The organism is Hanstruepera ponticola, assembly GCF_012931685.1.
Taxonomy (GTDB): domain Bacteria; phylum Bacteroidota; class Bacteroidia; order Flavobacteriales; family Flavobacteriaceae; genus Hanstruepera; species Hanstruepera ponticola.
Genome location: NZ_JABANC010000002.1, coordinates 492107 through 511431, shown reverse-complemented (window position 1 = coordinate 511431; position 19325 = coordinate 492107). Strand labels below are relative to the sequence as shown.

The following is a 19325-nucleotide window of genomic DNA, read 5'->3' as shown; positions in this document are numbered from 1 at the left end:
TAGAGTTTTTTAAACCTGATTCTGAATCTCATTTTAATATCAAGAAAAGATAATATATGGCTTTTAAAAAGAGATTGGACTATATTTAAACTCAATCAAAATAATTAATTTAGGGCAAATTTTATAATAACTAGTTATGAAAAAACTCATACTGTCTTTAATCTTTTTAAGTATTCTCTCCTGTGGAAAAGAAAAGCCACACGTTGATGCCATTGTCCTTAACGGAAACATTTACACGATTTTGGATGATTTTGACAAAGCTGAAGCCTTTGCCGTTAAGAATGGGAAATTCTTTGATATAGCATCTTCAAAAGTTCTTCAAGAAAAATATTCTGCAGACACTATAATAGACGCCAATGGCAAGACTATTTTGCCAGGTTTAATTGATGCTCATGCACATTTTTTAACACTAGGACAACTACAAAAGCAAGTAAATCTTATTGGTACCACTAGTTTTGATGATATGATAAAGCGTGTTTTAGATTTCCAAAAAGAACATAACATGCCCTTTATAAAGGGTAGAGGATGGGATCAAAATGATTGGGAAGATAAAAACATGCCTGATAAAACCATTTTAGATAAATTATTTCCTAATACACCTGTTGCTTTAACGCGTATTGACGGTCATGCCTCATTTTGTAATCAAGCAGCTCTAGATTTAGGGAATGTAACTGTAAACAGTTCTATTGAAGGAGGTGAAGTAGAAGTAAAAAATGATAAGCTAACAGGTATTCTTCTGGATAATGCCGAACAATTGGTCATGAACAATTGGCCTGCTTTTGAAAAGGAACAATTGATTGAGGCGCTTTTAGCTGCCCAAAAAATCTGTTTTGAAAACGGATTGACTAGTATTTCAGATGCTGGTCCAGATATATTTACCTCACCATGGATTGAAACCATAGAGTTGATAGACAGCCTCCAAAAATCTGGCGATTTAAAAATAAGACTTTATATGATGGTTCCTGGAATTGAAACTAATTTAGATTATTATTTAAACAAAGGAATTACAAAAACCGATAAGTTGAATGTACGATCATTTAAATTTTATGCCGATGGTGCGTTGGGTTCTCGAGGTGCTCTTTTAAGAGAACCTTATTCTGATAAACATAACACATATGGGTTACCAGTTATGTCATTGGAGCATATTGAAAATTCAGCCAAACGGATAGCGGATTCTGAATTTCAAATGAACACACATGCCATTGGTGATTCTGCTAATCATCAAGTTTTAGTGACTTATAAAAATGTCTTACAAGGAAATGTTGATAGACGCTGGCGAATAGAACACGCTCAAGTGGTGTCACCTGAAGATTTTAAATATTTCGATAATATCTTGCCGTCAGTGCAACCAACTCATGCTACCAGTGATATGTATTGGGCACAAGATCGAGTAGGGGAAGAACGTATTAAAGGAGCATATGCTTATAAAAAACTTTTAGAGCAATACGGGAAAGTAGCTCTGGGAACCGACTTTCCTGTGGAACAGGTCAGCCCGTTTTTAACATTTTATGCTGCTGTTGCTAGGCAAGATTTAAAACAGTTTCCAGAAGGTGGTTTTCAAACAGAAAATGGTTTGTCAAGAGCTGAAGCATTAAAGGGTATGACAATTTGGGCTGCTTATTCAAATTTTGAAGAGGATGAAAAAGGAAGTATTGAAGTTGGAAAGTTTGCTGATTTTATTATCATCGATCAAGATATTATGACCGTAGAAATTGAGAAGGTTCCTAAAGTTAAAGTTTTGCAAACTTATGTAAGTGGACAACCGCAACTGGATTAGTACAGTTTGGCTAAATAATCAAAATGTTCTCCATCCATAATTTTTTCGCATTTCAGACCCACACTTGTACAAGCTAAATGCAAAGTGTCAAAATCCAAATAGAGCCACTTCATGGGTATTTCGTCTTCGTCTTTATAACTCAAGTAATAATCCAATTCGCCATAATATGCTGCGTTGGTGTCAATCCATAAACCACCATCATCATCTTGATACATATATTGAATATCTGAAGAATCAATTAAAATTTGACCACCCTTTTTTAAGAGTGATTTTAAATATGTTAGGTATTTGCCAACTTGTTCAATTTCTTGAAAAATTCCAGTGCCATTCATCAAAAGTAAAATGGTGTCAAATTGTTCTGTTTCATCTAGTATATTAAGAAGTTCAACTTGTTTAACACCACGCTTTTTAGCAACTTCAATAGCACCTTTTGAAATGTCAATGGCTTTTACCTCTATACCTTTTTCTTGAAGATATAAACTGTGGGAGCCCGATCCACATCCTACATCAAGCGTTTTTCCATGACATAATTGTAATGCCTTTCGTTCAAGTTTTGGCATGTTTTTAAAACTTCGGAATAAATAGGGTAAGGGTAATTCATCTTCATCAGAAATGTTGGTTGATGTCATGATGTTTTCGGTATAATTACCGTTGTAATAATCTAATAATGCTTTCCCTAATAAATCTCGTTCCATGAAATTTGTTATGCTGAAGTTGATTCAGCATCTATTATTTAAAATTGTTATGCTATTTTTACACCATGCAAGACATTATTGACAATCTTCCAAAGCTGGCCAAAGATAAGCATAACGAAAACAAAGCCTTCTTTAAAAAGCTAAAAAAGAAACCGCCTAAACAATTGGATTATATCATGCAAGACCTGCATGATGAAGAATTTGAACGAACTGATTGTTTACAATGTGCCAATTGCTGTAAAACTACAGGACCTTTGTTTATCGAGAAAGATATACAGCGAATAGCTAAACATTTCAAAATGAAACCGCAGCAGTTTATTGAAACTTACTTACGTATTGATGAAGAAAATGATTATGTCTTACAGTCTGTACCTTGTACATTCTTGGGAGCTGATAATTATTGCAGTATTTACGACGTAAGGCCTAAAGCTTGTAAAGAATTCCCGCATACAGATAGAAAAAAGTTTCAACAAATTTCTAATCTCACTATGAAAAACATTGCTATTTGTCCTGCTGCATATAATATTGTTGAGGAAATGAAAAAGTACATAAAGCTATAAGCAGAACATTTTTTATATTTAAAGAAAAATAGAAATTGGAAACCTTAATCAATTATTTTGAAAATATTCCTTCACTGCATCGTAGTTTAATTCTTGTTGGAGGTATAACTTTTTTTTGGCTTTTAGAAGGCTCATTGCCTCTATTCAAATTCAAGTATAAAAAATGGCAACATGCATTGCCTAATTTGTTTTTCACGTTTACAACTGTTATTATCAATTTCGGATTAGCTTTTTTGCTCTTAAAAACATCTGATTGGGTGGCTGAAAATAATTTTGGAATTATCAATTGGTTGCCTGAAATGCCACTTTGGTTATATGTGTTATTAGGCGTTTTGTTATTAGATTTTTTTGGTGCTTATTTGGCTCACTATGTTGAGCATAAAGTAAAGCCTTTATGGATGGTGCATTTGGTTCATCATACCGATCATAATGTTGATACAACAACAGCCAACAGACATCATCCAATAGAAAGTGTAATTCGTTTCGCCTTTACCTTACTTGGAGTGTTTTTAGTTGGAACACCTATAGCAATTATCATGTTATATCAGTCTTTATCATTAGTTGCTACGCAATTTACTCATGCTAATATTAAAATGTCCAAGCGAGTTGATAAATGGTTGAGTTATATTATTGTTTCTCCAGATATGCACAAGGTGCACCACCACTATGTTTTGCCTTACACAGATTCTAATTATGGTAATATTTTTTCTATTTGGGACAGATTATTTGGCACCTATATGGAGCTAGATCGTGAGAAAATTGTTTATGGTGTAGATGTATTTCCTGATGAAATAGCCAATGGAAAAATAGGTGAGTTACTCAAACAACCTTTTCAAAAATATCAAAAACCAACGATTTACGATTCTTGATTTTTTTCTTTCATTTTTTATTCTATTTTTGACCTTATAACTAACAATAACCAAATTTTCATGAAACCAATAATTATCCTATTAGCTTTATTATGTTCAATGACCATTGTCGGTCAATCAAATTTTATCGATGGTCGTATTATCCTTAAAAATAACAATATAATTGAGGGGCAAATAAATTATCAAGAGTGGCGAAATACACCAGAGTCTATTAAATTTAAAAATGGTGAAAATATTACCTCATATACGCCAAGTGATTTATTAGGATTTGAGGTTGAAGAAGCAAAGTATGTCAGTCAGAATGTAAAACTAGATGTGACAGAACAAGTATTGAGAAAAATGCATTACAATGATGAGCCGCGATTTGAAAACAAGGCGATTTTTTTACATCTATTGTATGAAGGAAAAAGTAATCTGTATCATTATTATGATAGTAGATCACATTATTTCGTATTTAAGGACGGTGAATATATTGAGTTAATCAATAGGATATCACTTACAGAAAATAATGAAGACGTTCAAAATAATAAAAAGTACATTGGACAGCTATCTTATCTTTTTAGTGATTGTAATTCAGTGAATCCAAAAAGTAATCTTCAATATAAAGAAAATGATTTGGTGAAAATATTTAGAGATTATGATAATTGCTTTAGAGATGAAGACAATCAAGTTGAGGAGGTGTCAACAGGAAAAAAGCATAAATTATATGTAAAAGGTGCATTCTATTTTTCAAATTTTAAACTGGAATCTCCTGTTAGACTTTTAAATCAAATAGATGGAGGTAGTTTTACAATGCCAACTTTAGGAATTGCTTATGATATTGCTATCTCTAAAAACAGAAACAAGTGGTCACTACACAATGAATTGGTTTATTATAAAATTAATGAAGAGTTTGAAACTAATGAGGAATCAATTACATATGATGATGTAGCGTTTAATTTAGATTATAGTATAATCAACCTAAATACCCTAGTTAAACACCGATTTAAAACTAAAAATGATAATGTTTTACCGTTTGTATTGCTAGGTATTGGTTATAATTTTAATATTCAAAACAATAATAATTTATCTTATACAATAAGTTCTTCAGGGAACCGTAGAAGTGAAGAAATTGGTTCAATCGGCTACTTTTCTTTGTCCGCAGGATTAGGTGTAGATTATAAAAAGTTCATTTTTGAATTACGTTACACAGTCACTGATAAGATTATTTCCAATGATTACACAAAAAATAATATATCCAATTTTGGTTTTGTTCTAGGATATCATATTTTCTAAATTTTGTGTAGTATTTATTGAATTAAATATAAGTTTATCCTATTTTTTTGCTGTTTATAGATTTCTTGGTGAAATAACCTCCTGATTTACATATGTTTATCATTCGGGATTCATTAAAATATGTTGTTTAAACATATTAGCTAATGATAGATAAATATAATTGTATTTCAATCTGGACAATTTTAATTGTCGGTATTGCTGGCAATTTTGCTATGGCACAATCTAGTCATATTGGATTGATTGAGAAAAACGCCAATTTGAGTGCTTCCAACATAAATCATGATTTAAATAAAACAAAGGATACCCTATTGTTACAAAGTGATAAACTTATTACTAACGTGTATTCAATAAATACTGAATACAAACGTGAAGTTGATGTTTATCTTAATAAAAATGAGTTTAGTTTACCATTAACTGAATTATCTCAAGGGAAGCATGTATTAGTTGTTAGTCAATCTTCTAAAAAAATCGTATTCGTATTGCACATCTACGATTCTAAAAATTTAACTTCAATAGAACGTTCTAAATTGACTTACTCAGATGATTAGAATTATTCATAAAGTAAATATTTTTTACGTGTCTTTTTAAAAGTCTCTAAATCTTCTTGCCAAGTTTGTCTTATTTCTTTTTCCGTTAAACCAGCTTCAATTTGTTGTTGGAGTTTGGCTGTTCCTGCATGTTTTGTAAATCCATCCGTTAAAAAAAACAACGATTTATCAGTTGAATTTTGGTAAGCTTTAATAATCCATTTCAAGGTCATACCATCAATTTTAACGTCACTTAAATCTTCACCATAGCAGACTTTGTTTTTATGTTTTGGATTCTTTGCTCCAAAATTTGGTTCTGGAGTATAAGTGAAGGTCATAGTTTTAGGATTCAGAAAAGGTGCGCCATATCTTTGAAATTGAAACTCCGTACCACGACCAGCATTTATGTTGGTGCCTTCAAATAAACCAAGGCTAGGATACAGTTTAATAGATTGATCGTTCGGTAAATTAGGCGAAGGTCTAAGGGGTAGGCTATAAGGCGTTTGGTGTGTGTAGTTTTTAATTGGAATTATAGTGATATTACTTTGTAAACCATTTTTTAACCATTTTTCACCATTTATCATTGTTGCATACTCGCCAATAGTCAAACCATGCACTAACGGAATAGGATGCATGCCAAGAAAACTTTTGTTTTCAGTTTCTAGAGTTGGACCATCAACATAATGTCCATTTGGATTAGGTCTATCAAATATTAGAAGTGTTTTATTTTCTTCCGCACAAGCTTCCATAACATAATGTAGAGATGATATGTAAGTGTAGAAACGAACACCTACATCTTGAATATCAAAAATCACAACATCTAAATCTGCTAACTGTTTTTGGGTAGGTTTTTTGTTTTTTCCATGTAATGAAACAATAGGCAAACCTGTTTTTGTATCTATACCATCACTAACTAATTCGCCAGCATCAGCGGTACCGCGAAAACCATGCTCTGGAGAGAATACTTTTTTAACGTTTATGTTTAATTTTAATAGTGAATCAACTAGATGTATATAATTATCATTTTTAAAGATTACTGAAGTTTGATTGGCAACAATTCCAACGCGCTTACCGTTTAATAGAGGTAAATAATCTTCGGTTTGATTGGCGCCAACAATTATAGTTTCGTCATTGTGAGCTTGGCTGAAGGCAGACAGGGAGTCAAGAGACGAAGTATTCTTTGTATTGTTATGCTTAACTTGGGTTTCTCCTTCTGTTTGCGAAAAGTTTCCACAGGAAATCAATACTAAAACAAATAAAAAAACGGTATTTTTGACCTTATTAAAATCTAATTGCAACATTTGAATTTCGAATATTTTACTGCTAAACGCATAATTGATAGTAAAACGTATAAAAGTAGCGTTTCGGCACCAATAATAAAAATTGGTATTGCAGCAATTGCTATTGGAATGGTCGTGATGATGATTGCCATAGCTACAGGTATAGGGTTGCAACAAAAAATTCGTGACAAGGTAGTCGCTTTTAATGGGCATATATTGATTTCAAATTTTGGAAATAATAATTCCCAAGAAAGTGACGGTTCAATTTCTCTCAATCAGGATTTTTACCCTCAATTTAATTCGGTAGAAGGTGTCAATCATATTCAAGGTGTTGCAACTAAATTTGGTGTTATTAGAACTGAAATCGATTTTGAAGCTGTTATAGTAAAGGGTGTCGGACCAGATTTTAAATGGGATTATTTTCAAGAGTTTTTAATAGAAGGCGAACTTCCTAAATACACACAGGCGTACAGTGAGGATGTTCTGGTTTCACAATATATTGCCAATAGATTGAATCTTAAATTGGGAGATACTATTCAAACCTATTTTTTGAGTGAAGACTATAAAAACACACGTATTGTTCCATATAAAATAAAAGGTGTTTATAATTCTGGATTTCAAGATTTGGATAAAACCTATATTATTTCAAACATCAGGCATATACAACGTTTGAATAAATGGGAACCAGATCAAGTTGGACATTTTGAGGTTTTTGTAAATGATTATAATGAATTGCAAAATATACAGAATGCCGTATATGAAAACACACCCTCTAAAATGAATACCGTTACCGTAGAACAGAAATACGAATCTGTTTTTGAGTGGATAAACATATTTGATAAAAACATTTATGGCATTATTGGCATCATGATTTTGGTTGCTGGTATCAATATGATCACAGCATTATTGGTGTTAATCTTAGAAAGGACTCAAATGATTGGTATTTTAAAAGCTTTAGGAAGCAGTAATTTAAGTATCCGTAAAATATTTCTTTATAATGCATCCTACCTAATCGTTTTGGGGCTTTTTTGGGGAAATATCATTGGGTTAGGAATTCTACTAGCACAAAAATATTTCAAATTATTTCCATTAAACCCTGACGTTTATTACGTGAGTGAAGCACCTGTTTATTTAAGTATTGGGTATATCGTGGCATTAAATATAGGCACCTTTGTTATGTGTATGATAATGCTGTTATTACCCTCTTACATTATTACCAAGATATCGCCAGTTAAAGCTATGCGTTTTGAATAAGCAACACAGTCATGCTGAACTTCTTTCAGCATCTCATTAAATTAATTACTTTTGTGCAAAATTTATATTAACAACAAAAAGATTCTCGCTTTTGCGAGCCTAGAATGAAATACGCAAAAAATATTTTGGAGACTATTGGTAATACACCTTTAGTAAAAATCAATAAACTTACAGAAGAGTTGCCATGTTTGGTTTTATCTAAATATGAAACATTCAATCCTGGAAATTCGGTTAAAGATCGTATGGCCTTAAAAATGATTGAAGATGCTGAAGCAGATGGTCGTTTGAAACCAGGCGGAACTATTATTGAAGGCACTTCAGGAAATACGGGAATGGGTTTGGCTTTGGCAGCGATAGTAAAAGGCTACAAATGTATTTTTGTAATTTCAGATAAGCAGTCTAAAGAAAAAATGGACATTCTTCGTGCTGTTGGAGCAGAAGTTATTGTATGTCCAACTGATGTTGAGCCAGATGACCCTAGAAGTTATTATTCGGTTTCAAAGCGTTTGGGAGAAGAAACACCAAATTCTTGGTATGTGAATCAGTATGATAATCCCAGCAATGCTAAAGCGCATTATGAGAGCACAGGTCCAGAGATTTGGGAGCAAACAGATGGTAAAGTCACGCATTTTGTGGTTGGTGTAGGAACTGGAGGTACCATTTCTGGAGTGGGTAAATATTTAAAAGAACAAAACCCAAATGTAAAAGTTTGGGGAATTGATACCTATGGAAGCGTCTTTAAAAAATATCACGAAACAGGCATTTTTGATGAAAAAGAAATTTATCCTTACGTAACCGAAGGTATTGGCGAAGACATTTTACCGGAAAATGTAGATTTCTCAATAATAGATGGTTTTACTAAAGTAACCGATAAAGACGCTGCGGTTTATACACAATTACTAGCCAAAGAAGAAGGTATGTTTTTAGGAAATTCTGCTGGAGCAGCTATTAAAGGACTCTTACAGTTAAAAGAACACTTTACTAAAGATGACGTGGTTGTGGTCTTGTTTCACGATCATGGCAGTCGTTATGTTGGTAAAATGTTTAATAACGACTGGATGAAGAAAATGGGTTATATCGACTAGGTTTTTTGAAGTTTCGTTAACGTTTTGTATAAGAATAGTTGCATGTTTGTTAGCGAGGATTTTTCGAAGGAAAATCAGAAGTTGGCAAATACGTAACGTCCTTTATTTAAGCACAAAATAGTAATTATTTTTATACGTTGTTAGCAAACGTATTCTTTGTCAAAAGCTAAATTCTAAAACTACAATCCGTTTATGGAAATAGTCATTGAAATCGGGTTTAAAACTTAATACTCCATTAACAAGTAATTCCCTTTGCATCATTCCAGCACCTTCTTGTTTATCGAAATATTCATCAATCAATGAGTCAGAATCTTTTATGGAGTAAAGTGCTTGCATATATCTACCAATCATATTTCTTTGTATAACTTTCCTTGAATCGAAACTTGAGTCATATTTATAAACTTCTTTCCATAATTCACTTTGGCTAAATTCTGAATATTCTTTATCTGATAGAAATTTAAATTTTTCCAAATCAGTTGTTGGTTTCGAAACGAATTCAGTCATATATTTTCGATAAGCTTTTTCAGTTGTTAAATCAGGATAGACTTTTTTTAAATTCTTTTCAAAGTCAGCTACAAGTAAATTCAGAGTTTTTGTTTCCTTTTGACCTAATATTTTTTCAAATTCCAAAATTCGTTTATCCGTCTGGTTTTGAGAACAATTGAAAGTCAAAATCAAAATAAGAATTAATTGGAATTTTTGCATGTCGGTTTTATGTTTGCCAACTTATTGATATGATATCGTTTTAATATTTCGACAGGCTCAATACAGGTTTTTTATATCTAGAGCTAACGAAGTTCGTTTATTTATTTGAGATTGTCAAGTTTTAAACGCAAGACATCTTGGTTACTGTCTTTATGAAAATAATGGTTCATTTGCTCAAAACCATATTTATCATAAAAAGCCCTTCCAATAGTGTTTTTATCAAATACTTCTACCTCCAAACGCTTATGCATAGGTTTTATAAAGTTTACAAGTTGAGTGCCTATGCCGTTGCCATGATGATTTGGTAAAACAAATAAGCCGCCAATCTCATTATCCATCATACTAATGAAACCAAGAATATTATTGTTCTCTTCGTAAACCCAAGTTTCAGAGCCTGGAATGTACATATCACGCATAGCTGTTTTAACCTGTTCAACAAAATTATCTTCCAAAAAAGGATGCGCTAATGTTGATGATTGATACCATATTTCAAGAATGGGTTCAAGGTCGCTAGGTATGTGTTTTCTTATCATTATTTGATTAGTTCTATCTTGTCAATTTGCAATTTAAAGGATTGAGCTTTTTTATTACCTATTAAAAAACCAATTTCTTCAATTGTTTCACCTTTAAAATTGGGTAAATCTAAATCTCTACCACGAAATACCGGAGCCATTGCTCTAAAAGGAATATCAACAGTGCCCCAATTATTATCTGACTGAAAATACGCAGCATAAGAATAATAATCACTACGGTTACTTTTTATTCGTAATTGATAGGTGCTGCCATCACCTCGAATATGCAAGCGAATTTTAGAATAATCACTTACGTTTATAGTGTTGCAATTATGCCGTACTGATGAAAATCCACCATTGTTTTCCAATGAGACTTCGCCTTCAAAAATACCATAGCCATCTTCATCAATATAGAAATTGCCGTCAGAGCGTCCACCCATAACAACATCATCAACAACTAGCCAATCATTGGCTTTACTATCTGTATTGAAATCGTATAAAGTCATAGTATTTTGAAAAATTAAGAGCAAGCTGGTATAGATTATATGCGTGTTCATTTTGTTTTTATGTAAAAATACAAAATGAGACTGTGTATTATCCTAAACTAAACATAAACATTTATTGCAAATTTTAGTAACTTGTTTTTAAGTATGAAAGAAGGCTTTTTACACTATATCTGGAAGCAAAAAAAGTATCAATCGGTTAATTTAAAAACGGTTGATGGCAGTGACGTTTTTGTAAAATCATCTGGAACTCATAACCATTTAGCTGGTCCTGATTTTTTTAATGCACAAATAACTATTGGCAATCAATTATGGGCAGGCAATGTTGAAATTCACTTAAAATCCAGTGATTGGTATGTACACAATCATGAAACAGACTCAAATTACGATAATGTTATCTTACATGTAGTTTGGGAGCATGATGCGGATATTTTCAGAAACGATAATTCGGTAATACCAGCACTTGAACTTAAAAATTACATAAATCAATCTGTATTGGATAATTATCAAAAATTGTTTTCTAAATCCAACAAATGGATTAACTGTGAAAATGATTTTCCTGATGTGGATGATTTTGTTTTGAAACTTTGGTTAGAACGCCTGTACATAGAGCGGTTGGAACAAAAATCAGAAGTAATTCAAGACTTGCTTAATAAATCTAAAAATAATTGGGAAGCTGTTCTGTTTGGAATGCTCGCAAAAAACTTTGGACTGAACATTAATGGCGAGGCATTTTTGAGTATGAGTCAGTCATTCGATTTTTCAATTGTTAGAAAATTGCAATCCAATCAGCAAGAATTGGAAGCTTTGTTTTTAGGTCAAATGGGACTAATGAATGCAGACCATCAAGACAGATACTTTATTGATTTAAAAGACCAATATCACTATATCAAACATAAATTCAAATTAGATGACAATTCAGTTTTACCTGCTCAATTTTATAAATTACGACCACCAAACTTCCCAACTATTCGATTAGCGCAACTAGCAGCCTTGTATTACAAGCAACATAACCTGTTTTCAGAATTGATATCAAAAAAAGATTTAACCGATTTATATCAGATGTTTGAAATTTCAGTTTCAGATTATTGGCAAACACATTATAATTTTGGAACTGTATCTAGTTCATCAAAAAAAGCACTTACCAAGGCTTTTATTAATCTACTTCTTATAAACACTATAATTCCGATCAAATTTGCTTATTCTAAAAGTAGAGGTAATGAAAACACACAAGATATATTTGAATTGATTCGCCTTTTGCCAGCTGAAAAAAATAGTATCATTGAAAAATTTCAAGACTTAAAAAAAGAGCCCTTTTCGGCTTATGAAACGCAAGCCTACATTCAACTCAAAAAACAATATTGTGATAAAAATAAATGCTTGCAATGTGCTATTGGAAATGCACTTTTAAGCGAATAAATTATTACATTGCAGCATGAATGTTTTCTATAACACCTTATTGTATTTTCAAAAACATGGATACTACGTGTGTCAACGAATTGCAGATAGATTGGGAATTCGAGCCAAGGTTGTGAGAACCTCATTTATGTATTTAACGTTTGTAACTTTGGGTTTTGGTTTTGCTTTGTATTTATTCATTGCTTTTTGGATGCGAATAAAAGATTTGTTGTACACAAAACGATCATCAGTTTTTGATTTATAATTTATGAGCAATAAAATACTAGGTCTATTTAGGTCAAAAATATACACTGCCATTTTCTTATTAGTTTTCTTACTGCTAATTGGAGTAGTTGGTTTTAAAGTGTTGTCTGGTTATACTTGGATTAATGCGTTGTATATGACGGTTATAACCATTACCACTGTAGGATTTGGTGAGGTTAGGCCTCTAGATGAACCGTCAAAAATATTTACTATTTTTTTAATCCTTACCAGTGTAGTAATTGTTGGTTATGCCCTAAAAGTGATTACAGAATATATTTTAAGTCAGAATAATATTGATGAATTAAAACAGAAGAAAATGCAAAAAAAGATTGATAGCCTTTCAAATCACATTATTATCTGTGGTTATGGAAGAAACGGTAAACAGGCTGCTACAAAGCTTATTGCTTACAAAAAACCTTTTGTTGTAATTGAACGAAACAAGGACATCATTGATAAATATCAAAGTGAAATGGTGCCATTTGTGCATGGAAATGCTAATGAAGATGAAATATTGCTTCAAGCAGGAATAGATCGTGCGAGCACTTTAATTTCTGCATTACCTAATGATGCAGATAATTTGTTTGTTGTGCTTTCAGCTAGACAAATTAACAATGAAATGACCATAATCAGTCGAGCTTCACAAGAGACCTCATATAAAAAATTAAAACTAGCTGGAGCTAACAACGTTATTCTACCTGACAAAATTGGAGGCGACCACATGGCGTCACTAGTTGTGGTACCTGATTTAATTGAATTTATTGATAACTTATCTATAGTTGGAAAATCCAACATTAATATTGAAGAAATACCTGTGAATAAATTGTATGACGTATCTCAAACCAGAACCATCAAAGATTTAGATTTACGAAAAAAAACAGGTTGTAATGTTATAGGTTATAAAAATGGAGATGGCGAATATATTGTTAACCCTGAAGCCGAACAACAACTCATGCCAAATTCAAAAATTATAGTTTTGGGAAGACCTGAACAAATCCAAAAATTAAATTCAGAGTATAATATAAATTAAAGCTTCTTTTGTTTTAACAACAGATGTTTTAAAAACTCATTTTTTTTTAGCATCTTGCTGACTTTATTACTTAAACTAAACTAACGAAATATATTATTATGAGAAAATACTTATTTTCTTTACTAGCAGTATTGCTACCAATAATTGGGTTTGCTCAAGACAAAGGAATTGATGAAAAAGTAAATGATGCTTTCATGCCAATTGCAACGTGGTGGGAAGGTTTTATTTTAACTTCTGTTCCTATTGCGGGACTTGATGTGCCTATAGTTGTAATTCTATTGGTTATTGGAGCAACATTTTTTACATTATATTTTAAAGTACCAAGTATTACAAAGTTCCCAACTGCTATTAATACAGTTAGAGGAAAGTATGTTGATATTGAAAAACATGGTGTTGATAAATTATACGATAATGATGAGGCGTTAGCAGAAGAAGATATTCTGGATACTATTCGTGATGAAAGTGCTCATGGTGAAGTATCGCATTTTCAGGCTTTAGCAACTGCGGTTTCTGGAACTGTTGGTTTGGGTAACATTGCAGGTGTTGCTGTCGCAATTGCTATGGGTGGTCCCGGAGCTACGTTTTGGATGATAATCTGTGGTCTTCTTGGGATGTCCACCAAATTTGTAGAATGTACATTAGGTGTTAAGTACAGAGATGTTGGTGATGATGGAACAATTTATGGTGGTCCAATGTATTATTTATCTAAAGGGCTTAAAGCGACTGGAAAAGCTGGACTAGGTAAAGTTCTTGCGGTGTTGTTTGCTATTTTATGTGTTGGTGCATCGTTTGGTGGAGGAAATGCTTTTCAATCTAATCAGGCGACTGTGCAAATTTCATCTCTAATGGGTCTAGAAGGTGGAGCTTCAGGAACAATTATTGGTGTTATTATGGCGGTACTTGTTGGAATTGTTATTATTGGTGGTATTAAACGTATTGCTAAAATTACTGAAAAAGTAGTGCCTTTTATGGCTGGTATATACATCTTGGCAGCATTAGTAATTATTTTTGCAAACTATCAATATATTGATGATGCATTTGGTTTGATAATTGAAGGAGCTTTCACGCCAATGGCTGGGCTAGGTGGCTTTATGGGAGTACTTATTGTAGGTTTCCAACGTGCAGCATTTTCCAATGAGGCAGGTGCAGGTTCTGCAGCTATTGCTCATTCAGCTGTGCGTACAAAATACCCAGCTTCTGAAGGTGTGGTAGCACTTTTAGAGCCATTTATTGATACAGTTGTAATTTGTACAATGACTGCATTGGTAATTATCTTTTTTAATATTGATGGAGCTAACATGCAAAGTGTATTTACTTATGGAGCCGTTGAAGGTAGTAATGTCATGATTAATGCAACTGGAGAACAAATAGGCGGTGTTGATTTAACATCTATAGCTTTCGATTCTGTGATACCAGGATTCTCTTATGTATTAACAATAGCGATTGTATTATTTGCATTCTCAACAATGATTTCATGGTCTTATTACGGTCTACAATCGTGGAAGTATTTATTTGGAAGAGGAAAAACTGCAGATATGGTTTATAAAATATTATTCCTATTATTTGTAGTTATTGGTGCGGCAGCAACATTAGATGCTGTGATTAAATTCTCTGATGCTATGATACTAGCACTCGTATTTCCAAATATGATTGGACTATTATTGCTATTCCCGAAAGTGCGTGAAGAAATGAAGCGTTATTTAGATGCCATAGCTATTAAAAAAGAAGCACTAGAAGAAGGTCATGAAGATATTACAAAGCACATGTAGAAAATACCTTTAAAATGAAACATATAAAATCCCATTTTACGTTTACTAAAAAACAACGAAATGGGATTTTTTTATTGCTTTTCTTGATTCTTATTGTGCAATGTGCATTTTATTTTATTGATTTTTCGAAAGATAAGCCTCTTGAAAACAATTCCGAATTAATAGCTTTTCAAAGAGAAGTTGATTCCTTAAAGCAAGTAAAGTTAGCATCCTCTAAACCCAAAATATATCCTTTTAACCCTAATTTCATTACAGATTACAAAGGTTACACCCTTGGAATGAGTAATGAAGAAATTGATAGATTATTAGAATTTAGAGCACGTGACAAATGGGTGAATTCAGCTGCCGAGTTTCAGCAAGTCACTCAAGTGTCAGATTCATTGCTTAAATCCTTATCACCTTATTTTAAATTTCCTGAATGGGTGATAAACCCTAAACCTAAAACCTATCAAAAAACAGATTTTAATAATAGTCCAAAGACTTACGAAGAAAAAATTGACTTAAACAAAGCTACTGCAAGTCAATTACAAAGTGTTTACGGTATAGGTGAAAAGTTGTCTGAAAATATTGTAAAATACAGAAACCGACAGGAAGGTGGTTTTGCTTCTGACGTAGAATTATCTGAAGTATATGGGCTGAAACCAGATGTTATTGAGAATATCACCAGAAAGTTTACAGTAAAAACACCAAGAACCATTCAAAAAGTTAATTTGAATACGGCTTCAAAGGATCAATTGGTTACTATCAAGTATATAGATTACGAAATAGCTTATAACATAATTGAAGAACGCATACTTCGAGATGGCTTCAAATCGTTAGACGAATTAACAAAAGTTAAAGACTTCCCAGTTCACAAAATTGAGATAATTAAGTTATATTTGACTCTCAATTAATTGCTAAAAAATAGAAGGTATGAATAGCATGTATTTCACTGAAGAACATAACATGTTTAGGCAGAGTTTAAAAGATTTCTTGCAAAAGGAAGTGGTTCCACATATTGAAAAATGGGAGAAAGATGGAAACGTAGAACGCTTTATTTGGAAGAAGTTTGGTGAGATGGGATTTTTTGGGGTGAATTATCCAGAAGTCTATGGTGGTTTAAATTTAGACTTATTTTATACAGTTATCTTCCTTGAAGAATTGCAAAAAATAAATTCGGGTGGTTTTGCGGCCAATATGTGGGCTCATGCTTATTTAGCAATGACACATCTGAATGCTGAAGGAAGTGACGCTATTAAACAAAAATATTTAACGGCAAGTGTTTCCGGAGATATGATAGGTTGTCTTTGTGTTACAGAGCCTTTTGGTGGTAGTGATGTTGCTGGAATGCGAAGTACAGCAGTTAAGCAAGGTGATAACTACGTAATTAATGGCTCAAAAACATTTATAACCAATGGTGTTTACAGTGACTATTTAGTGGTAGCTGCTAAAACTAATCCGGAGTTAGGAAACAAAGGAATCAGCATGTTTATTATTGATCGTGATACACCTGGTATAACATCAACAAAATTAGATAAGTTGGGATGGCGAGCAAGCGATACAGCTGAAATTGCTTTTGATAATGTGACCATTCCTGCAGAAAATTTAATGGGAGAGGAGAATAAAGGATTCCCTTACATTATGCAGCATTTTGCATTTGAGCGTTTAATTATGGGTGTCAATGCACATGCAAGAGCAGAATATGCTTTGGATTATGCTAAACAATATATGAGTGAGCGTCAGGCTTTTGGTAAAACCATAAACAACTTCCAAGCTTTGCGGCATGCCTTTGCAGACGCTTACAGTTACATGGAAATCTGTAAGGAGTTTAATTATTCTGTAACCCATAGAATGGACAAAGGAGAATATGTAGTGAAAGAAGCTACGATTTCTAAATTGCAATCCACCAAGATGGCTGATGAGGTTATTTACCAATGTCTTCAATTTTTGGGAGGTTATGGTTATATGGAAGAGTATCCTATGGCTAGGCTTTTACGTGATAGTCGTTTAGGCCCTATAGGTGGAGGAACTTCCGAAATACTACGTGAGATTATTGCGAAAATGACTTTAGATGGTAAAGATTATAAGCCTGCTACCTAAAAAATAACAAAAATGAAATTGACTAAATGCTTATTTAGTATAACCCTAACAATTTATACGTCAGGTGTTTTTTCTCAAACCGAATTAATGAATACCGTTCTTGATGGCGAAACATTTCAGCCATTAGAAAGCGCCAGTGTTTATATTCAAAATACCACCATAGGGACCATAACCAATACTGATGGTAAATTTGTGTTGGTTGTACCTAATAAGCATCTAAAGGATACATTAGTTATTTCATCTATTGGTTTTAAAAGTTATAAAATTCCCGTTGGTGAATTTGATAGTTCTTTCGATGTGTATTTAGATCCAGATGTTGCATCGTTGGATGAGGTGTTACTTGTTGCTGAAACTCGGCCCAAAACGGGAAATGATATCATGCTGCGTGCTTTAGAGGAGTTACCTGTAAACCTACCTGATTCTTCCTATTTGCAAAAAGGGTTTTTACGACATAAAGAACGTAATAAAAAAGAATTTAAGTGGCTTATTGAAAGTGCGATTACATTTTATGATCCTGGTTATGATACCATTCCAGGTGAGAAGATGAGAATAAATGTAGATCAAGTACGTAAGAGTTATGATTTGAGAGATGTAGATAGTTTACTGACTTATACATCTTACCTAAAAAATAAGGCCAAGAACGTTAAGCTAAGATCTAGAAATTTAATTCGAGACACTATAGAAACGGCATCGCTTATAAAAGCAATCAAGTGGAATGATAATCGTATAAATGGTTTGGAAACCTTGTTTGGAGGAAAGTTGAACATGGTAAGAAATTCATCTAATCCAAAGGCCTTATTTGATATTGAGGATATTTTAAGCAAACATCAATTTAAATTGGATACCGTTTTGGTAGAAAACGACAGGAAGATTTATAAAATAGAAATCTCTGAAAGTTTTGAACATGTAAACCTAGAAACCAAGGGCGTTTTTAATGATGGCTTCCAGCCAAAAGGATGGATTTATATTTATTGGGATACATACGCTATTAAAAAAATTGAATATGAATTACATGCAGCTTCTCAAGCGCAACGAAGTCGTAGTAAGACACTTTTTGACACCTATTTGAATCATAAATTGGTGATTTCATACAAAGAGTATCAAGATAAAATGTATTTAAATTATATTTATTACGAAACACCAAAATTGGTAAATGTTGGTGTTGCTGAAGATGATCCAAGAACAGAAATTGATGAATCAGCAGTAAACAAGGACGAACGTTTTTATTACACAGTTCAAGAAATCTTATTTACTGAAATCATTACTGATCAAGAAACTGTTGATGAAGCTTTATCTAAACCCTGGGATGCTGATATGTTTTCGCCTAAACCTTATGATAAAGCTTTCTGGGAAAATTACAATACATTATTGGAGAGTGAAGAAGAAGAAAAACTCATTCAGGACCTAACCAAAAGATATTCCTTATTCAAAGAGTAATTTTTTTATTTTTTTAATTGCAAAATTTAAATTTGTTATTATTTTTGCAGCCTGAAAATTCTAAAAGAGAGGAGGTTAAGGACTATGTTAATTATACCAATTAAAGACGGAGAAAATATAGATAGAGCATTAAAGCGTTACAAACGTAAGTTTGATAGAACGGGAACAAAACGTGCTTTACAAACGCGTAAGCAGTTTACAAAACCTTCCGTAGCTCGCAGAGCTCAAATCCAAAAAGCGCAGTATATTCAGCGTTTAAGAGACCACGAAGATATTTAATTGTTGAAGTATTTATAATCAATCCTGTTA

At 32.7% G+C, this 19325-nt stretch carries 20 protein-coding genes; 15 read left to right on the top strand and 5 right to left on the bottom strand.

Features of this window, described 5'->3' with window-relative positions; genetic code table 11:
* Positions 1-136 precede the first annotated feature (136 nt).
* On the top strand, positions 137-1777 hold the full coding sequence (locus HGK31_RS08235) for an amidohydrolase (RefSeq protein ID WP_191859296.1): 1641 nt from the start codon (positions 137-139) through the stop codon (positions 1775-1777).
* Here the strand turns inward: HGK31_RS08235 and HGK31_RS08230 are convergent.
* On the bottom strand, positions 1774-2472 hold the full coding sequence (locus HGK31_RS08230; protein ID WP_191859295.1) for a class I SAM-dependent methyltransferase: 699 nt from the start codon (positions 2470-2472) through the stop codon (positions 1774-1776). The two genes, HGK31_RS08235 and HGK31_RS08230, sit on opposite strands and share 4 nt — an antisense overlap.
* Positions 2473-2537: 65 nt before the next feature.
* On the opposite strand from HGK31_RS08230, the gene HGK31_RS08225 reads away from it, so the two are divergent.
* From HGK31_RS08225 to HGK31_RS08210, 4 genes are all read left to right on the top strand, one after another.
* Positions 2538-3032, top strand: a complete 495-nt coding sequence (locus HGK31_RS08225; protein ID WP_191859294.1) for a YkgJ family cysteine cluster protein — start codon at positions 2538-2540, stop codon at positions 3030-3032.
* 35 nt (positions 3033-3067) lie between these two features.
* On the top strand, positions 3068-3901 hold the full coding sequence (locus tag HGK31_RS08220) for a sterol desaturase family protein (protein WP_191859293.1): 834 nt from the start codon (positions 3068-3070) through the stop codon (positions 3899-3901).
* Between the two features lie 60 nt (positions 3902-3961).
* Positions 3962-5176: a hypothetical protein gene (locus HGK31_RS08215; protein WP_191859292.1), complete on the top strand. Its 1215-nt coding sequence runs from the start codon at positions 3962-3964 to the stop codon at positions 5174-5176.
* A gap of 143 nt (positions 5177-5319) precedes the next feature.
* Positions 5320-5724 (top strand): hypothetical protein, encoded by a 405-nt coding sequence (locus tag HGK31_RS08210; RefSeq protein ID WP_191859291.1) that lies wholly within the window; start codon positions 5320-5322, stop codon positions 5722-5724.
* A 2-nt stretch (positions 5725-5726) separates the two neighbouring features.
* Here the strand turns inward: HGK31_RS08210 and HGK31_RS08205 are convergent, their stop codons facing one another.
* Positions 5727-7004, bottom strand: a complete 1278-nt coding sequence (locus HGK31_RS08205) for an exo-beta-N-acetylmuramidase NamZ family protein (RefSeq protein WP_191859290.1) — start codon at positions 7002-7004, stop codon at positions 5727-5729.
* On the opposite strand from HGK31_RS08205, the gene HGK31_RS08200 reads away from it, so the two are divergent.
* On the top strand, positions 7005-8237 hold the full coding sequence (locus tag HGK31_RS08200; protein ID WP_191859289.1) for an ABC transporter permease: 1233 nt from the start codon (positions 7005-7007) through the stop codon (positions 8235-8237). It begins immediately after the preceding gene.
* Between the two features lie 104 nt (positions 8238-8341).
* The gene (locus HGK31_RS08195) at positions 8342-9322 is read left to right on the top strand and encodes a PLP-dependent cysteine synthase family protein (RefSeq protein WP_191859288.1); all 981 of its coding nucleotides are present in this window, start codon (positions 8342-8344) and stop codon (positions 9320-9322) included.
* Positions 9323-9481: 159 nt separating this feature from the next.
* Here HGK31_RS08195 and HGK31_RS08190 read toward each other — a convergent pair whose 3' ends face one another.
* The 3 genes from HGK31_RS08190 to HGK31_RS08180 form a co-directional block, all read right to left on the bottom strand.
* Positions 9482-10027: a hypothetical protein gene (locus HGK31_RS08190; protein ID WP_191859287.1), complete on the bottom strand. Its 546-nt coding sequence runs from the start codon at positions 10025-10027 to the stop codon at positions 9482-9484.
* Positions 10028-10128: 101 nt separating this feature from the next.
* A complete protein-coding gene (locus HGK31_RS08185) occupies positions 10129-10560 on the bottom strand; it encodes an N-acetyltransferase (RefSeq protein ID WP_191859286.1) in 432 nt (143 codons plus the stop codon).
* The gene (locus tag HGK31_RS08180) at positions 10560-11045 is read right to left on the bottom strand and encodes a CIA30 family protein (RefSeq protein ID WP_191859285.1); all 486 of its coding nucleotides are present in this window, start codon (positions 11043-11045) and stop codon (positions 10560-10562) included. Before HGK31_RS08180 ends, HGK31_RS08185 begins: the two co-directional genes overlap by 1 nt.
* Positions 11046-11189: 144 nt before the next feature.
* On the opposite strand from HGK31_RS08180, the gene HGK31_RS08175 reads away from it, so the two are divergent.
* From HGK31_RS08175 to rpsU, 8 genes are all read left to right on the top strand, one after another.
* Positions 11190-12461 carry a DUF2851 family protein gene (locus HGK31_RS08175; RefSeq protein WP_191859284.1) on the top strand — a complete coding sequence of 424 codons (1272 nt, stop codon included), beginning with the start codon at positions 11190-11192 and terminating at the stop codon, positions 12459-12461.
* Between the two features lie 16 nt (positions 12462-12477).
* The gene (locus tag HGK31_RS08170) at positions 12478-12705 is read left to right on the top strand and encodes a PspC domain-containing protein (RefSeq protein ID WP_104734448.1); all 228 of its coding nucleotides are present in this window, start codon (positions 12478-12480) and stop codon (positions 12703-12705) included.
* 3 nt (positions 12706-12708) lie between these two features.
* Positions 12709-13731, top strand: coding sequence for a potassium channel family protein (locus tag HGK31_RS08165; RefSeq protein ID WP_191859283.1), 1023 nt, complete (start codon positions 12709-12711; stop codon positions 13729-13731).
* Positions 13732-13829: 98 nt separating this feature from the next.
* Entirely contained in the window at positions 13830-15500 is a 1671-nt protein-coding gene (locus HGK31_RS08160) for an alanine/glycine:cation symporter family protein (protein WP_191859282.1), read from the top strand.
* A gap of 14 nt (positions 15501-15514) precedes the next feature.
* Complete coding sequence (locus HGK31_RS08155; RefSeq protein WP_191859281.1) at positions 15515-16393, top strand: ComEA family DNA-binding protein; 879 nt, start codon at positions 15515-15517, stop codon at positions 16391-16393.
* Positions 16394-16412: 19 nt separating this feature from the next.
* On the top strand, positions 16413-17579 hold the full coding sequence (locus HGK31_RS08150) for an acyl-CoA dehydrogenase family protein (RefSeq protein ID WP_104734444.1): 1167 nt from the start codon (positions 16413-16415) through the stop codon (positions 17577-17579).
* Between the two features lie 12 nt (positions 17580-17591).
* Entirely contained in the window at positions 17592-19016 is a 1425-nt protein-coding gene (locus HGK31_RS08145) for a carboxypeptidase-like regulatory domain-containing protein (RefSeq protein ID WP_191859280.1), read from the top strand.
* An 84-nt stretch (positions 19017-19100) separates the two neighbouring features.
* On the top strand, positions 19101-19295 hold the full coding sequence (gene rpsU, locus HGK31_RS08140) for a 30S ribosomal protein S21 (protein WP_104734442.1): 195 nt from the start codon (positions 19101-19103) through the stop codon (positions 19293-19295).
* Positions 19296-19325: the final 30 nt, after the last annotated feature.

What these genes read in the sequence shown, in the direction of transcription:
- HGK31_RS08235 (WP_191859296.1), top strand. Translation starts at nt 137, where the DNA reads ATGAAAAAACTCATACTGTCTTTAATCTTTTTAAGTATTCTCTCCTGT.
- HGK31_RS08230 (WP_191859295.1), bottom strand. Translation starts at nt 2,472, where the DNA reads ATGGAACGAGATTTATTAGGGAAAGCATTATTAGATTATTACAACGGT.
- HGK31_RS08225 (WP_191859294.1), top strand. Translation starts at nt 2,538, where the DNA reads ATGCAAGACATTATTGACAATCTTCCAAAGCTGGCCAAAGATAAGCAT.
- HGK31_RS08215 (WP_191859292.1), top strand. Translation starts at nt 3,962, where the DNA reads ATGAAACCAATAATTATCCTATTAGCTTTATTATGTTCAATGACCATT.
- HGK31_RS08210 (WP_191859291.1), top strand. Translation starts at nt 5,320, where the DNA reads ATGATAGATAAATATAATTGTATTTCAATCTGGACAATTTTAATTGTC.
- HGK31_RS08205 (WP_191859290.1), bottom strand. Translation starts at nt 7,004, where the DNA reads ATGTTGCAATTAGATTTTAATAAGGTCAAAAATACCGTTTTTTTATTT.
- HGK31_RS08195 (WP_191859288.1), top strand. Translation starts at nt 8,342, where the DNA reads ATGAAATACGCAAAAAATATTTTGGAGACTATTGGTAATACACCTTTA.
- HGK31_RS08190 (WP_191859287.1), bottom strand. Translation starts at nt 10,027, where the DNA reads ATGCAAAAATTCCAATTAATTCTTATTTTGATTTTGACTTTCAATTGT.
- HGK31_RS08185 (WP_191859286.1), bottom strand. Translation starts at nt 10,560, where the DNA reads ATGATAAGAAAACACATACCTAGCGACCTTGAACCCATTCTTGAAATA.
- HGK31_RS08180 (WP_191859285.1), bottom strand. Translation starts at nt 11,045, where the DNA reads ATGACTTTATACGATTTCAATACAGATAGTAAAGCCAATGATTGGCTA.
- HGK31_RS08175 (WP_191859284.1), top strand. Translation starts at nt 11,190, where the DNA reads ATGAAAGAAGGCTTTTTACACTATATCTGGAAGCAAAAAAAGTATCAA.
- HGK31_RS08170 (WP_104734448.1), top strand. Translation starts at nt 12,478, where the DNA reads ATGAATGTTTTCTATAACACCTTATTGTATTTTCAAAAACATGGATAC.
- HGK31_RS08165 (WP_191859283.1), top strand. Translation starts at nt 12,709, where the DNA reads ATGAGCAATAAAATACTAGGTCTATTTAGGTCAAAAATATACACTGCC.
- HGK31_RS08160 (WP_191859282.1), top strand. Translation starts at nt 13,830, where the DNA reads ATGAGAAAATACTTATTTTCTTTACTAGCAGTATTGCTACCAATAATT.
- HGK31_RS08155 (WP_191859281.1), top strand. Translation starts at nt 15,515, where the DNA reads ATGAAACATATAAAATCCCATTTTACGTTTACTAAAAAACAACGAAAT.
- HGK31_RS08150 (WP_104734444.1), top strand. Translation starts at nt 16,413, where the DNA reads ATGAATAGCATGTATTTCACTGAAGAACATAACATGTTTAGGCAGAGT.
- HGK31_RS08145 (WP_191859280.1), top strand. Translation starts at nt 17,592, where the DNA reads ATGAAATTGACTAAATGCTTATTTAGTATAACCCTAACAATTTATACG.
- rpsU (WP_104734442.1), top strand. Translation starts at nt 19,101, where the DNA reads ATGTTAATTATACCAATTAAAGACGGAGAAAATATAGATAGAGCATTA.